We start from the raw sequence: 16,328 nt of genomic DNA on the forward strand, positions 1-16,328 counted from the left end.
ATTACACCTGACATAGACGAAGTTGTACCTTCGCACTATCACAAACCGTATAGAAATGACCCCAACGGGGTCAACTATATATAGCCAAAAATCCGTCACGATTTTCTACCCCGGGAGGGGTCGCATTACGAACGAACAATATATATGCGACCCAATACGGGGTCGGTTTAAGCTCCTGATTACTTGCTATAGATATGTGACCTCTACGAGGTCAATTCGGTTATCGCACCTTTTTTAATTAATCGACATGTCGCATCGAAAGCGATTGGTAGTGCGTATTTGGTAGAGAGATGTGTTTCTTTAGATTTAGTAGGTAGTATTTAGATGTTAGTACTTCGTACATATAAATATGTTAATATCAATCTATTGCTCCCAACCCTTGTTAACAAAAATGTCGCCTCGAAAGCTTTGCAATATGTACAAACTTGCCGCTGCACAAGCCTTCCCTGTAAAGGTTTCAAGCAACGGGCTTTTGCTTTTTGGCCAACAAAAGTAGTGCCTTGCCGCGGCATGCGGCGGAAGGTACTTGGGCTGGACAAGGCGAATAAAAGCAACGTTTTTAAAACATCAAAATACTAACAGCCGGGGTGACAAAAAGGGATACAATAGCCGATAAACCGACCAGCACAGCTGCATTTTCTTCTTCCGTTTCTAAGAACGAAGCAAATACAACGAGGTTTGCCGCAATCGGGAAGCTCCCCATTAGTAGCATCAGCATACTTTGATCCTCATCCAATACACCAATAAATTGCTTTTCCGCCAAAACAAAAAGAATTAAAAATACGGCGCCGGCTAGATAGCGCATGCCCAAGATTTTACCGAGCGCAGCGTACGCTACTTTTTTAAAGTGTATCGTGCCGAGCGTCAAGCCGATAATGAGCATCCCGAGCGAAGATACGATCCAACTAACCACGTTGGCAATACTTTCGGCCTGTTCTGGAAGTTTCACTTCAGCAACATTTAAACCGATAGCTAGCGCGCAAGCATAGATCGCTGGTATCTTAAAAACTTTCGTCGCTGCTTCTTTAACGGATATGCCTTTCGTTCGCGACATCAGGTAAAACCCGATGGTATCTCCATACAACGCATTTCCAACATAGGCGCTAATGACTAGCGGCATTTGTTCTTCACCAAATAGCGCCATGACTACGGGAATCCCAAACCAACCGATATTGAAATAAGAAAATGCACCTTTCAATAGATTTCCATCAAAATCGTCGCCGACAAATTTTTTGGTAAGCATGGCAGGGAGATTCATCGCCAGGGCCAATAGAAATATCATCGAACCGATGACAGCCGTCTCTTCCAAATCGGCTTTCAACAGATTTTCAATAATTAAAAAAGGAATCAAAAGAAAGAGTAGCAGTTTTGAGATCCAGCGGCTGCTGAGGTCCCATTTTTTCTTTAGTCCCCATCCGATCAGCATAAAAATGTATAGTGGCAACACTTTGGTTGCTAGTTCTTGTAGTACCTCCATCGTTAAATATTTTTTAATAGACTGTCCGACAAGAGGTCTGCCTGTTCTACATTAAACCAAAAAGCGTTGATATCCAGTTGTAATCCGGCTAGCTGGTGTCCAATTACATAAAACGGAGACGGGCGTTTTCGGCTTTCCGTGGTCACGCGCAGGCTGTCTAAGTCTGCCTTGATCCCGCCGGCAGGATACTCCTCCACATATTTTTTCTTTAGTAGCCGTGGTAATAGGGGCTGATCTATTATTTTCTGAACAAGGGCGGCGGGTCCCGAAGCATTAATCACATAGTCCGCTTCACTACTTTCACCTTTTTCGGTGGTCAATACAAAGCGACCGTCTTTCCATTCAATATCATTGGTGTTGCCGATGATGCTCAGCTGTCCGCTACGAAGCACCTCTCGTATCTTCAACGCATTTTCCATCGGCATGGCATGGCGGGTGATATCGAAGTAAGGTTTCATCCATTGCAGAAATAAAAGCTTTTGGTCTGCAGGTAGCAACTTCCAGATGTCATACGTTTCTTCCCGGAGGGAATAGAGTATATTTTGCAGCAGGCACTGTTTCCCCGCGGCCAGCGCGATGTCCTCTTCCAATAGGGTAAGCTGATCCTTGTCTTCGCGCTCTTCTGCAGCCCAGTCTACCGGCTTTTCTCGGTAGCTTTCTGCTTCCGATCGAAACATGCGGATGAGGTCGGTCAGTCTAAGCGCCTTTTGCTTTTCCCGAATATGCTTCCGCACATTGGCCAGCGTGAGTACTTTGCGGATGTAGGGAATTTCGGTGGGTGATTGCACGCGCGGGAGCAAGCCTTTCAACGAGAAAAAGCTGATAGGGCCCTCGTGGCCATTACCGATAAGGGTTATTAAAGCGTCGATAGCGGTCAGGCTACTTCCCACGATGCTGACACGTGCTGATTTATCTGTTATTTCAGCAAGAATGCGGCTCGATGGCCATGGCGAAGGGAAGAAGCCTTTCTGTTTGGCCAGTTTCTGGAAGGTGTTGGATGCGGGGTTGCCCGTAGCGAGAATGGCGTAATCTGCTTGGTGGGGTTTGCTGTGCGTCGTTTTTAGCGAGATTGTATGATTACGTTGGATTGTTGCGTCGACCACCTCATTCTGCACCAGCTGAACGTTAATACCATGCTCTTTCGCTATAGCACAATATTCATGGAACATAGCCTGTACATAGGCGCCGAATAGCATCCGCGGCGGATAGGCATCCGGATGGATACTCACCTGCGGAAACTCTTTGGCAATCATATCCTGATTTTGGTGCATCCATTGCACGAAGTGCATGCGTTCGTAAGGAAAAATGCCCATTAATCCTGCTTTCGTATTGAGAAGATGACCTTCTTGTCCGGTGCCAAAAGCGAGCCCCTCACCAAATTCATTTCTTTTTTCGAAGATGATTATGCGTAGGGGCTGTTTAACTTGACGGACTATATATTTCAGGACTAATTGTAAGAAGCACGCTGTTCCGCTAGCTCCAGCGCCGATGATGGCGATAGTTTTTGATCTTTCGTTCATACTCTCGGATGAACAATGCTAGCTCCTGATAAGTTCAGAAAAAAATGGAAATAAATAGTACATAGCACCGCAATTTTCAAATGACGCACAGGCTATTTCGCCTGTGCTCGTGCCGATCATACCAATTATTCCTTTATGGTTAATGATGGAATGCTAAACCAAAACGTAGAACCTTCTCCCGGTACACTCTGCAGACCTATTGTGCCCGCATGCAGATGTATGATCTCTTTAGAGATATAGAGTCCGATACCAAAACCACTCACCGTTTCCGTGTACGTATTCTCTACGCGATAAAAGCGGGTAAATATTTTTTGTTGGTCTTCGGGTGCAATTCCTGCGCCTTCATCGGTTACGGCAACGTAGAGGTTGCTCTGTTGTCGCTTAGCCGTTATGCTGATCGTACTTCCTGCAGGGGCGTATTTGATAGCGTTGTTTATAAAATTAATGATAACCTGCTCTATCTTATCCCGATCGGCCAATACGTAACATTCGCCCTCAATTTGTACATCAAAAACGTGGCTTGTCACCGTTTGTCGGAGCATTTGCTCGATATTAGAAAGTAGGTCGTGCGCAGGAAATTCCGTTTTATTTAATCGCAGCTTGCCCTCGCCTATGCGTGCGATATCTAAGAAGCTTTCAATAAGCACCTTCATGCGTACGCTTTGTCTGTTTGCGCTCACGATGAGCTCGTAAAACTTGTCATTTTCCAGGGCTTTGCTTTTAACCTGCAAAATTTGGAGATAACCCGATAGCGCAGTTAGGGGAGATCGTAATTCGTGACTCACGATACCCAAGAAATCGAGTTTTCTCTTTTCTTCCATTTTCTGGGTAGTAAAGTCGATAATGACGCCATAAGCCATTAAATTATTATTTTCTTCGTTCCAGATCTTGCTTCCCACCATGCGAAGCCATTTTTTGTGCTCAGCAGTTGTTCGCAAATTAAATTCGAGGTCGAAGCTGTTATTTTCTCGAATGACATCGAGCATGCTTTCGTTCTGTTCAATATCGCCAATGGTATACTTCCGCTCAAATAGATCGGTCGCCGTAACGTCATCATCGTCGTCAAATCCATACATCTGTCGGGTGTGTTTGTTGATGATGATTTCATTGGTTATTGGGTTGAACGAAAATGTGCCGATTTTTCCGGCATCCACAATAAGTCGTTGTTCCAGCGCATTTTGCGCTATCGCTCTATTGAAAGCATCTATTCGCTGTTGCGAATGAATGCGATCGCTAATATCCAAGATCGTTCCCGAGAAATGAATAGGGTTGTTTTCGCCGTCGAAGTATGCCCTCCCTTTGGCTTGGACCCAGGTGATACGGTTTCCTGATTCGTCGACGGTACGAAACTGAATATCATAGTAACCCCCTGAAGCAGGATTTTGTGCATAACTAATCGCGTCCGCCACCGCCTGCCTGTCTTCTTCGTAGATGTATTGAAGCGCTACTTGATAGGGGATTTCTTCCTTTTCGTCCGCGCCGAACAGCTCTCGGCTGCGCTCGTCCCAATGAACCACTTCGGTCGCTATATTAAACTCCCAAATCCCTATTTTGGCTGATGTCAAGGCGAGGTTTAATCGGCGTTCGCTGATAGAGAGCTTTTCGAATGCAGCCTGCAGATTGGTGTTCACCTCGGCGTTTATCAATTCAGAATGTCGGAGCTGGATATTAGCTGTGGCCAGGTCGTCGTTCACGTTTGTCAGTTCTTCCATTGTCGCAGTAAGCTCTTCCATCGTCGCCGCAAGCTGCTCATTTGTGTCTTGCAATTTGCGTTCACGATCTTCCAGCAGCTTCCTTGACTCGACGGATTCGGTGACATCCATAACCGTTCCGATAAAGCGTATGGGTTGATCTTGCTCATCAAAATATACCGTGCCAACAGCATGTACCCAAGTGATTTTACCATGGGCAGGATTTACTGTTCGGTACTGTGTATCATACCGCCCGTTACTTTGTTTGCGGTCGAAAGCGTGTTTGACAGCCGCTAATGTTTGCTGTTTATCGTCTGGATGGAGCCCGGCTACAAAGTCCCGGGTGTAGCTTACATCACTTTCGGTAGGTACGCCGAAAAGCTCTTTGCAGCGTTCGTCCCAAAGCAGGATATCTTGCTGTACATCCAAGTCAAACATGCCCAAGTTAGACGCTTCTTTCGCCCGTCTGGATTGGTCGAGCGCAAAGTCCAGCTGTTTGTACGAGTTACTTAGCTCATCAACGGTAGTCGAAAGCTTCTCGTTGATGGCCATATATTCTTCCGTTAGCGCCCGCTGTTCTTCTATACTGGAGCGTAGCTCTTCGTTTAAAGCCGCTTCCTGCATTTCTTTTTTCCGTACAGCAGCCCATGCCTCCAAACGGCTCGAAACTTCCTGCGCTGTATGAAGAATAGCATAGGTTTCCCGGTTTTCGTTCAGCAAGGCCCGGTATTCGAAATCAAAATAAAAGGTGGTAGGAATACCGTCTAACAAAATGTTGGCCGGTACGTCGTGTGCGCGGTACGTCTCCCCGGTCAACCATACCTTCTTTAAAATACCTACGAAACCCTGTGTTTCAAATTCGGGGAAACTATCTCCTAAATTTGTTCCAAGCACCTCGTCCGTTGTAGCCCACATATCGAGCATGTCCTGATTTACGTAGGCGATATGTAAGTCTTTATTATCATATATGGCAGTTGCCTGCGGAACCTGTTGCAGTATGTTAAGAATCTCCTGTGGCGAATTAATCATAAGCGAATTTAAATCAATTTAGTCTCGACAGCAAGTGTCGAATTCCTCATCGTCACCAATACGTATTTTATCAGCGAAAATACCGAAAATAACGCAATATGTAAACGTAAAACCATTACATTTTCCTCGATTAGAAGTAAAAAAACGGGCCATAGTATTCCGTCATTCATTTTTGAATCACGCATGGTTTAGCGTGTATAAAGCAAGTGAAATAAACCAAGGTAATCGAGCAATCAACAAGATAACGCCAAGTGCCGCTTTTACATAGGAGATATGTTTTATTTGTTTTTGTTAACTTAAAATAAGTGTATTTATTAACTGTAGAATTATGTTTACAGCAAATATAGAATTATAAAGTTAATTTTATGGCGACAATATGTTTGTTTATGGTTGAGTCTCGTTAATATTTGTTTTCTATCCATCAGTGATTCGTTTTGTTGATATAAATATCTCTTTAAATGAAATCTAATGCACATATAAACGTGCTGCCTTGATGCTAAAGGATTTATGTATCGTCGAGAAGAAACAAACATGGCCAGGCAGATGATGAGGGAGTACAGATATCATTCACCGTAGTTGCAACGAAAAAATATATACTATAACCCGAGTTTTTATGATGACAACAAAAGCAGAGCTAAAGACCTTTTTCAAAAACGGGGATGTGCCCGGACAGGAACAATTTTGGACATGGATGGATAGCTATTGGCATAAGGAGGAGGCTATTGATGCTGAATCAACACTTTACACCAATCCAAAGCGAACGCAATATCAGGTCGGGGGCGTGCCTATAGGCACATCATTTGATCGCATTCCGATACGCGAGGTGTTGGACTTCATTCTGTATGGCAAGCCGGAGCGCACGCTGGCGATTACGACCTCGCCTCCAGACGCCGTGATAACGATCAACGGTGTTGTGGCAAGCTCACTAAGCGTATATGAGGGCGCCAATATAACCTACACGGTAGAACGTCCTGGATATTTTTCGAAAACAGCTACTGTCAAGGTGACGGAAGATATGACCGTGCACGTCGCACTGGAGCCAGATCTTTCCAACACCGAAATAAAATTTAAGATTCGTACATCGGAACCAAACCAAGAAGTTCCAATTGCTATGCTTCGTACATCCGATACGCAAACCTTGGCGAAGATAAGCTACGGTGATGGGCAATCCAACTTGGTATCCGTACCGGAATACAATGGTTCTGAATCTTGGACAGATAACGAGGGGAATGTCCATCATGTTGATAATGGGAATACATTTTACCATGTTTATGAAACTGTGGGCGATTATGAGATCAGCATCAACGCGGGCGCCAATGTGAGCTATGTACGTTTCTGTGAAGGGTTAACCAGCGATCCGCAAGGTTATCTTTCGCCTACGGTCAATAATTTTGTGCAAGAGATATCCGTATTCCGGTCAGACTCGATAACGAACCTGGATTATACATTTGCGGGATTGTCGCTGGCTAATGTGACGCCTGGTTTCAAACTGGAAACACCCGAGGCAACAACGTTGATTGCTAGTTTTTACGGATTTGGAGCGGGCCGCGAATTCGAAAGCTTTCCGGCAGCCATGCTTTCCCTAATCCGTAAACCTACCGTGTTGCGAGGAACCTTTTTCAAGGCCGGACTCAAAAAAATTCTTCCAGGTTTTCTAGACAGTCTAACCGAGCTGCAGAGCGTATTCGAATGTTTTAAAAACTCTAAACTAGGGAAGGGCTATTATAATGGTGTGGATGCAGGACAGTTTCCGACTATAGCCGTGCAGGGAAGCGACGACTTCGTGCCCGTATCACTTTTCTGGAACAACGCTAAATTAACCGATATCAGTCATGCGTTTAACTATATCGGCGAAGGCTGGTTTGGTAATCTCAGCAGTGGATACTTGGCCTATTTTATCATTCGTAGCGAAATATTTTGGAACGGTAAGACATCGGGGAATGCACAGGGAACTATTGTAAGTGCATTTTACGCGTTTGGGAAGTGTAATCGGATACTGTGTGAGCCGAATATATTGAAACATGCTCCAGCTATGGTTTACATCGGCGGAATGTTTACGCAGACCAATACCACGCAGCATGCTGTCGGCTGGGGCACCATGATTCCCGTGGCGGCCAGCGAATCAACGGTGTATCAATTTTCGGAAAATGCGGGAAATTATACGGCTGTAGCAGTGCCAGGAAAAGGCTTGACGTTTGACCTGAGCGTCATGTTTCCCGAGGCGGCGTATCCGAAAATCACCTGTATCTCCGGTGCATTTACAGCTGCGGCAACAGGCGATGGCATAGGCTTTCAACACCCTATTGACTACACGCCGAATGGGTTGCCAGCAAAACTTGATTTGAGTATAAGCGGTGCGGATTTTCTTGCAAAATTTCCGAATGCAAATGCCGGCAGTATCGATGACTACGCCAAGTTGATCTTAGGGCAATCCGGCGGTACGGATTCAGATAAAAATGATGGCCGACATGGTGTATTCCATCTGCTGGATCAGGACGACAGGATTCGTGACAAAGCAACATTGCCAAGCCTAGTTTTCAACAACGCTATTGCTTACTAATTTAACGCGTTTAAATCGATTTGTATATGGACACGAAACAAATGAGGTGGGCGGCGAGTGCGTTGTCTACAGAGGCTGCACAGGCTGCTAACTTGCGCGCTGATCTACCTGCTGAGGATGGCGTCATGCGCATTGGAGCTACGCGAATAGGGCACGCCTATATCTTCGAGCGAGGAAATCCAAATCCAGCGTCGGACTCCGATCTGCTGTTTAAATATGATGCGGCAGGAAATCAGATCCGCCGGGAAGTGAAGAAGGTAAGTTAAGCAGCTTCGTAAGAAGTACCCGGGGGAGACAGGCAATTTAGCCTCCCCGGCTTTCCATGCCTTCGTGGGACGGAGAAAACTTATGCGTGCAGGCCCAGCTTACATGATGCGCTAGCAGAAGTTTATCAAAATATTTATAAGCGCCAAACTGCAGGAAAAGCATGTAGTGCAGACGCTAAAGTCACTAGATGGCCATTAACTAACAAATGAGCGTAAGGCTCTTGAAATAATGATTTACATATGGACAATTCAACTGTTATAGCAGGTGTACCCAATCTTGATATATTGCCAACGGAAGCCGAAGATCAGCGTATAAAGCTTGAAATCAGCACGTTTTCAAATGCGCCGCAAGCTCTTCAAGCTGCTGTGGGCTATCAGGAACCCAGTGAAACGCCGGATACGATTTCTTTTCATGATACCCAAGGTACTATCGAGGTGAATGGGAGTGGGCAGCTACAGTTTACGCTACCTATTGCGCTGCCGCCGGCTATCAAAAGTGTGGCACCGCAGGTCAATCTGATCTACAGCAGCGGATCGGGCAATGGCATCGCTGGTTATGGCTGGGCCCTTTCCGGAGTAACCGGTATCTCGCGAATGGGGCGAAACATGGATAGAGACGGGGAAATTCGAACGATCCAGTTTGATTATACCGACTATTATATGTTTAGCGGTCAGCGGTTAATCCTGAAATCCGGCGAGTATGGTAAAGACGGCGCTGAATACGTTACCGAGAAGTATTCCAACACCAAAATACGATCCATAGGGGAGAACCCGGAACGCAACGGGCCAGCACATTTTGAGGTAACTTTTGAAGATGGATCGCAGGCATTATACGGAAGTAGTGCCGAGGCCCGTACCCCGATCGAATACAATATTGTGCACTGGCAGGACGCACAGGGCAATTACATATCCTACGGTTATGTGCAGGGCGACAACGTCGCCTCCATATACCGTATTGAATGGGGTGGTAACGCACGGGCTGGCACGCCCCATTTTAACAGTGTTATCTTCGATTACGCGCAACGTGAGCTTCGCGAAACCTCCTATGTCAACGGAACGCTTTTCGCGCAACATAACTTGCTATCTGGCATTTATGTGCATGCCAATAATGCGCTCTTCAAAACGTATAAAATGGCCTACGAGAAAGACGATAAAGGCAACCGCTATCAATTTCTGAAGTCCATTACCGAGACCAACGCCGCAGGCGAATCTGCAAATCCGGTAGTTTTTGATTATGCAAAATCCAACCCTGGTCGATGGACGAGGACATCCATTACCAATGATAAAAACCAAAAGTTGCTATACGGCGATTTCGACGGCGATGGCAAACTGGATGTCATTAAATACGCCGATGCGTTTAAAGGCTGTTTGCGTTATGAAAACATCTACCGTCCGGGCGATGTCACAGACAACGACAATTCGCAGACAGGCTATTGGGAATCCTATTGTGCAGAGCCCATAGATTACCCGGCAGGCATTTATCACTTTGGGAGCGTATTTGATGATGATAAACCACAGCGGATAAATGTAGGCTCTCTGATTAGTAGGGCGCAGCTGGAAAGAGCGAAGGTATTTAACCTAAAAAACGCGCAAGGCGAAATACTGTCTAGGCAAGGTTTTTTTATTCATGATAGGGTTTCATCGACCAACAGCCCGATTCCTGGCAGACGGGATCTTGTTATTAAGGGGTACTCATTAGAGGGCGATAGCGAAACAAATGCCAGACAACTGAAGGAAGAGTTTGTGCGAACGATACCAGCCGATCGATTTGACTTGACTCGGCCTCGGAATTATCAAAATACTAGCCAAATTACGCACTGGGTTAATACCATCATCTTAGATGTCCGAGAATTGGACATCGATGGCGACGGTGTTTCAGAGTTGATTTTTGTATTGAGAGATTATATGTATTGGGAAGAAAGACCTCCTGCGATTGGAGGAGGTCAGCAGCAGCCTCAATATAAAGAAGAGGTTGCTCACCGCTATCTTTTAGTACGCCCAAGCGAGTCTGATCCCGAGAAATTGACATCCTTCATTAATTTGTATTCCAACTCCGAGTATTTCTTTTCTGGTACGGCATTACAGGGTGATTTCAACGGTGATGGCTGTGTTGACTTTATCGATTTCGACAGCGGAGGTAGGGCGTTCTTGACCAAATTTGAAAAGAATGCATTAGGTCATTATTATGCGGATCGATCTCAATTCTCTGCTGTGCCTATTGATGGACTGCGACATCGGGCTATTGTGGGCGATTTTACGGGCGATGGAAAAACCGATCTTTTGGTTCCGCAGGCTATTGATAGCGAGCAATGGAAACTCTACATTTCAACCGGTACGGGATTCCGCGTGCAGGTGTTGGAAGGCTTTCAACTGTATAAAGAGAGTTTTGACTTTAAAGGAGATACACATTCTCGAAACATCAGTAGACAGTATTTTGCGCAGGACCTGAATAAAGATGGAAAAGCGGATTTTCTCGCATTCTACTCGCATATGCTTTTTCGTTTTAAGCAGGAAGAGACAACAACCAAGTTTATGATCTTGTATCATGAGAACAAAGGAATAGATGCGCAGGGAAATGTTATCTTCGAGAAGAGAAATATAGACGGAAGCCAGTTGCGAGGCCGCCGGCGGTACAAGATGGATTGGTACCCCGATGAATATGATGTGTATTGGACCGATGTACAGCCTTACGCTTCGCATTTTCAGAGAAGTGAAAAACCAACCTTAGCGCATTTTTCCCCGCTGATCGGTGATTTTCGGATCAATAATTTCAATGAGAACATTCTGGTTTTCCGGGAAGGTAGTTTGGTAAAATACGCCCATTACAGCGTTGCTGACGAAACGTATATCACGGCGATCACGCAGGGTGGTATCGTGACACAGGTGAAATACGATGAACTGGATCCGCAGGTGAACCCCGGTTTTTACGATGCCGTGAAAAAAGAGCAATATCCCTATGTGGAGATGGATCGGCTATCGCGCACCTTCGTGGTTTCCCAACTGCGGCAGGAGAATAAGAAGCAAGATTTTAAATACCGGGGCTTTGTGGCCCATGTGCTGGGTAAGGGCATGCTTGGTTTTCGGAAATCTGCCCGGTCCTCTTGGTATACGGATCCGCTGGTCGATACCAAGATCTGGAGCGGTAGCGAGATGGATCCCCTAAACGATGGGCTTCCCATAAAGGAGTGGACCGTCCGCACGCGGGATGATAATGCGCTTATTTTCCCCACGGACCTTTCGCCGGATAATGCACAATTGCTTTCTTTTAGAGCCATTTCGTACGCCCATTCCCAACCATCGCCGGGTGTGACGGCCATTGTCCCGGTAAAGACGATAGCCAAAGATTTCCTGACAGATGTACTCGAGGAGCGCACCATAACGTATGGCGACTATTACCTTCCCGCCAGCACAACGACGGTGATCAACAATGGCTATGCCACAACAACCACTGTTTTAGCCTATGCACACAACATAGCCGGTACCGGGAGAGATTACTTTGTCGGCCGCCCGAGCAGCAAAGTGGAAACTGTCCAAGCTTATGCCGATACCAAACAGCAAAAAGAGGAGTATACTTACGATGACCATCTGCTAACAGCTAAAAAAACCTATAACAGAGATGGCTCTGGCTGGGTACAGGAAACCTACGAACATGATACCTTTGGCAATATTGTCAGCAAGACTATCTCCAATAGCGTGGATGCCATGACCCAAACTGAGACCACTGCATATGAGCCTATGGGGCGCTTTGTGGTTAAGAAAACGGACAATCTGGGGCTGGAAACACAGATCAGCTATAATGATCTGGGGCAGGTGCTAACCCAGAACGACCCCTCGGGCATGATGCAGACCAACGTGTATGATGGCTGGGGCAAGATGCTTTCTTCGCAAACCAATCTGGGCGGTACGACAACCTATGTCTACCAAAAAATGACCGACAAAGGAACTCGCGTCACGGAACAGCTGCCTGACGGAACCACGAAAACAGTCTTTACCAATAAACTGGGGCAGCAGGTTAAAAGCAGACAGCGCGGGTTTAATAGTGCGGGATATGTGGTTATTAGCGGTGATCTACACTTGTCTACAGATCCGGAACAAAATAATCTACTATCAACCCTAACGGTGTATGACGACTTGGGGCGAAAAGTTATGGAGTCGGAGCCCCACCGCGACAAAAGTCCCGATAAATGGAATACAATCAGTTATGACGATAGCGTATTCCCTACTGTAGTGACTGCGCTTGCTTTTACAGGAAAGCAAATGCGTAGCCGGCAGGAGGGGCGAACGAGCATTGCGGAAGAATCAAACGGTTATCTACGGATTAACAAACAAACAGCCGATCCTCTTGGAAATGTACTTTCTTCGGAAGACGCGGGTGGTGTTATTAACTTCTCGTTCAATGCGGCGGGCGATCAGATCAGCGCCCAGTATGTAGACAATACCGTCCGAACAGCCTATGATGCCTGGGGGCGGCGCTCACTTTTCGCCGATCCTGCCAATGGCGAATACAGCTTTGCCTACAACGGCTTTGGTCAGATCACGAAAGAAATCAGTCCAAAGGGGTATAAAGAATACCGTTATAATGAAAAAGGGCAGCTGATTGAACAGATTGAAAAATCAACTGAAGAAGGCATTACCGACAAGACCATTAACTATCGCTATGATGCTAAAGGTCTTTTGTTGGAGCAGTCTGGTACCGCAAACGGTGAGCCATTCCGGACGTTGTTTACCTACGACAGCTATGGCCGATTGCTGGAAAACCGGGAAGAAAGCTTTGGTCGCGTTTATATGCAGCGCGATATCCAATATGATGACAAGTCCCGGATTGTGTCCTACGTTAAAAGTCTGCAATCAGAGGGCGTTGAGACGGTAGCACGCATTCAGCATAGCTATGATCCCTGGAGCGGTCTGCTGTTCACAATTAGCGATGCCGATACCGGCAGAGAGTTGTGGCGTATAGACGAGAGCAATCCCAACGGCCAGATCCTGCGGAGCCAGTTTGGCGAAACCCGTATCAGGAATACTTACAACGAGCAGAATATGCTGACAGAGACCTTGCAGGAGTCAAACCAAGGACGGATCTTGGGGCAGCAGTATGTATTTGACCCGGTTCGCAATGAGCTCAATAGCCGCGTGCGGAGCGGAAACATCGCACTCACGGAAAGTTTCGCCTACGATAATAACAATAGGCTGGTAGAATGGACGAACCCGGTAACAGGTTCGCAATCAACCAATACGTATGACATCCAGGGGCGTATTATTGCGCTTGATACGATTGGTACAGTTCGCTTTGATAATGCCGGGCAGCAATATAGGCCATCGCGGGTAAATTTGAATGCCACCGGGAAGCAGCATTACACGAATGACCTGATTCAGGAAGTTGTTTATAACGAGAACAGCGACCCTCGGCAGATCCTGGGAACGCAGGCTACTATTGCATTTGACTATGGCCTCGGGTCTACGCGCCAGCGTGTGGTTGTCAATGACAAGGCGCCAACAGGGAGCCTTGAAGGTCAACCAAATGCGAGTTCTGGGGGCGGCTTTACCAAGTATTACAGTGCAGACGGCAGTTGTGAGGTCATCCGGAACAATGCTACCGGAGAAGAGAAGCACATCCTCTTTATCGGTGGTTCGCCTTATGAAAGTAGTATCGTGTATTTGAAAGACTACGCGGAGCGTGGGGGTTCTTATAAATTTTTGCACAAAGATTACCTCGGGAGTATCCTCGCTATCAGCGATGAGAACGGGCATTTGGTTGAGGAACGGCATTTTGATGCCTGGGGTAACCTGACCCACGGCACGATGGCTTTGCTGGATCGGGGCTATACCTCACACGAGCATTTCGACAAGGTGGGCATTATCCATATGAATGGCAGGTTGTACGACCCAACCTTGCGCCGCTTTCTAAACGCCGACGCCCACATCCAAGAAATGTTCAATACCCAGAACTACAATAAATATGGCTATGTGCTCAACAATCCGCTGATGAACACAGACCCTAGCGGGCAGTTTTTTCTGGCGTTCATAAGCTTTGTCGCTATACTAAAAGGAATAGTCATTGGCGCGGTGGTGGGTATCGCAACGTATTCGTTGACGGCGTTGATTACCAAAACGCCGTGGCGGCTCAGCGGAGCCCTAGGCGCGATGCTACAGGGTGCAATTACAGGAGCGATAACATCGGGCTTTAATGTAGATATTTTCAGTACGACCATCGGCACGTTGAAATATTTAGGGCAACAGACCCTTTCGGCGGTGATGCCCAGCTACAGTTTGAACATTGGTAACTTTGACTTCAGTATTTCCGCAAGCATTGCATTTGGAAAAGGCTGGGGATTCGGTGCCAATTTAAGCGTGACTTTTCGGGCAGGTGAGTTCTCCATCTCTGGCGGATACGGTATTATGAACTATGGCAGCCATGCCGGAAGCGGCCAGTCTGGCTGGGAATATCGATACTCGAAGATGTTTAGTTATGACAGTAAATCGTTTGGTTTCAAATTGGGTACCAATAGCTGGAGAGGTTTGCACCCCCAGCAAGCAGGCATCCTAGGATTTGGGTTCGGGAAATTTTCGCTGACATACGAAAATGATGGTTCTCCGTTTGCAAAAGGAATTGGTACAGGCGTACTAGCGGATAATAATGATAGCTACCGTACTGCTGCAATGACATTTCGCTTAGGGGACAGCTTTCAATTTGGATTTAATTTATTTACAGGAGAGAGAAGTCGGGAGAGTTACGCTGATAAGGAAATGGGCGCCGATAGAGCTACCATGGACCTTTATGCTGGTAACCAAAAAGGTTTTTTTAGACGGCTGATTAGCTCGATACCCACGGGATTGGTCAAGAATGGTGTTAATTATCCGTTTGGATTGGTTGAAGAGAGTGAACCTCGTTATCGCTTGGGCGCAGCATACGTGGGCTGGAATAATTATAGGATCGGTATAGATTCCGATCGGTATGTTCGGTATCCGATACAAGTTTTGGGTGCACATTATTATATTTCGCAGCAACCCGGTCAGGAAGTGTTGTCGAATGCTGTTAAACCTTATTTTCAGTATCAATCCCGTAACAAATTTACATCATGGTAATGTATAGACTAATCACTCTTTTTGTGTGTATCTTTCTGTGTTCCTGTTATGCAACAAAAAGATTGCCGGACGGTACAAAGGTATTATCAAAAAAGTATAAAAATATCGACAAATTTGATCCATTCATTTATTCACAAATAGACCCTAATTACTTTTATAAACAGGTGGAAGTTTACAAAACTGGTAAGAGTTACAAAGATGTGATGGGATATTGGCGCGGACCATCAAGCCGTCGGCTTCAATTTTATGACGGTGGTTATATCCGAATTCTCGTCGATAACCAAAAGGAAAGCCCCGATCCAGATCTTTCCGGCAAAAGAGGGATAATCTATATGAAAAATCAAGATATCAGAATTGATAGAGATACCGCAGATCAAGATGGTACCCTGCAAAAACAAACCCTTAAAGTAATAGTCAAGGGAGATAAAATTTATCTGGTTGAGAGATTATTTGGAATGTCGTGGGGCTGGTCATCAAATCCAATGTGCTATGTTTTTCAAAAAGCAGAAAAGGTTCCTGAGGAATGGAAGCAATACAAGCCGGATTGGTAGTTGTTTTTTCAGTAACGTCAAGCAATATGCGTCACCGACTATTCCATCGCTCATCCCTTCCGTCCTTTGCCAGGACAGGGCATTCCTTTTGTAGGGCAAAAGGAACCAAAACCCCGTCGCTTGAAACCTTTGCAAGGGATGGCTTGTGCTC

General features: G+C 46.0%; 7 protein-coding genes. 4 read left to right on the forward strand and 3 right to left on the reverse strand.

All coding sequences use genetic code 11. The features are described from left to right. Positions 1–559: 559 nt before the first annotated feature. From B0I21_RS02430 to B0I21_RS02440, 3 genes are all read right to left on the reverse strand, one after another. A complete protein-coding gene (locus tag B0I21_RS02430; RefSeq protein WP_133638742.1) occupies positions 560–1,477 on the reverse strand; it encodes an AEC family transporter in 918 nt (305 codons plus the stop codon). Between the two features lie 2 nt (positions 1,478–1,479). Then, positions 1,480–2,997, reverse strand: a complete 1,518-nt coding sequence (locus B0I21_RS02435; RefSeq protein ID WP_133638744.1) for an FAD/NAD(P)-binding protein — start codon at positions 2,995–2,997, stop codon at positions 1,480–1,482. 125 nt (positions 2,998–3,122) lie between these two features. After that, the gene (locus B0I21_RS02440) at positions 3,123–5,717 is read right to left on the reverse strand and encodes an ATP-binding protein (protein WP_133638746.1); all 2,595 of its coding nucleotides are present in this window, start codon (positions 5,715–5,717) and stop codon (positions 3,123–3,125) included. A gap of 613 nt (positions 5,718–6,330) precedes the next feature. Here B0I21_RS02440 and B0I21_RS02445 point away from each other — a divergent pair. The 4 genes from B0I21_RS02445 (at position 6,331) to B0I21_RS02460 (ending at position 16,177) form a co-directional block, all read left to right on the forward strand. Then, positions 6,331–8,277, forward strand: a complete 1,947-nt coding sequence (locus tag B0I21_RS02445) for a PEGA domain-containing protein (RefSeq protein WP_133638748.1) — start codon at positions 6,331–6,333, stop codon at positions 8,275–8,277. 26 nt (positions 8,278–8,303) lie between these two features. Beyond that, a complete protein-coding gene (locus tag B0I21_RS02450; RefSeq protein WP_133638750.1) occupies positions 8,304–8,543 on the forward strand; it encodes a hypothetical protein in 240 nt (79 codons plus the stop codon). Positions 8,544–8,783: 240 nt separating this feature from the next. Next, positions 8,784–15,626 carry a polymorphic toxin type 23 domain-containing protein gene (locus B0I21_RS02455; protein ID WP_133638752.1) on the forward strand — a complete coding sequence of 2,281 codons (6,843 nt, stop codon included), beginning with the start codon at positions 8,784–8,786 and terminating at the stop codon, positions 15,624–15,626. Continuing rightward, entirely contained in the window at positions 15,626–16,177 is a 552-nt protein-coding gene (locus B0I21_RS02460; protein ID WP_133638754.1) for a hypothetical protein, read from the forward strand. The genes B0I21_RS02455 and B0I21_RS02460 overlap by 1 nt, the downstream gene beginning before the upstream one ends. The last annotated feature ends 151 nt before the right edge of the window (positions 16,178–16,328 follow it).

Source organism: Sphingobacterium paludis (assembly GCF_004364125.1).
GTDB lineage: Bacteria > Bacteroidota > Bacteroidia > Sphingobacteriales > Sphingobacteriaceae > Sphingobacterium > Sphingobacterium paludis.

Excerpts from the sequence above, each read along its gene's own strand:
- B0I21_RS02430 (WP_133638742.1), bottom strand. The coding sequence starts at position 1,477 with ATGGAGGTACTACAAGAACTAGCAACCAAAGTGTTGCCACTATACATT.
- B0I21_RS02435 (WP_133638744.1), bottom strand. The coding sequence starts at position 2,997 with ATGAACGAAAGATCAAAAACTATCGCCATCATCGGCGCTGGAGCTAGC.
- B0I21_RS02440 (WP_133638746.1), bottom strand. The coding sequence starts at position 5,717 with ATGATTAATTCGCCACAGGAGATTCTTAACATACTGCAACAGGTTCCG.
- B0I21_RS02445 (WP_133638748.1), top strand. The coding sequence starts at position 6,331 with ATGATGACAACAAAAGCAGAGCTAAAGACCTTTTTCAAAAACGGGGAT.
- B0I21_RS02450 (WP_133638750.1), top strand. The coding sequence starts at position 8,304 with ATGGACACGAAACAAATGAGGTGGGCGGCGAGTGCGTTGTCTACAGAG.
- B0I21_RS02455 (WP_133638752.1), top strand. The coding sequence starts at position 8,784 with ATGGACAATTCAACTGTTATAGCAGGTGTACCCAATCTTGATATATTG.
- B0I21_RS02460 (WP_133638754.1), top strand. The coding sequence starts at position 15,626 with ATGTATAGACTAATCACTCTTTTTGTGTGTATCTTTCTGTGTTCCTGT.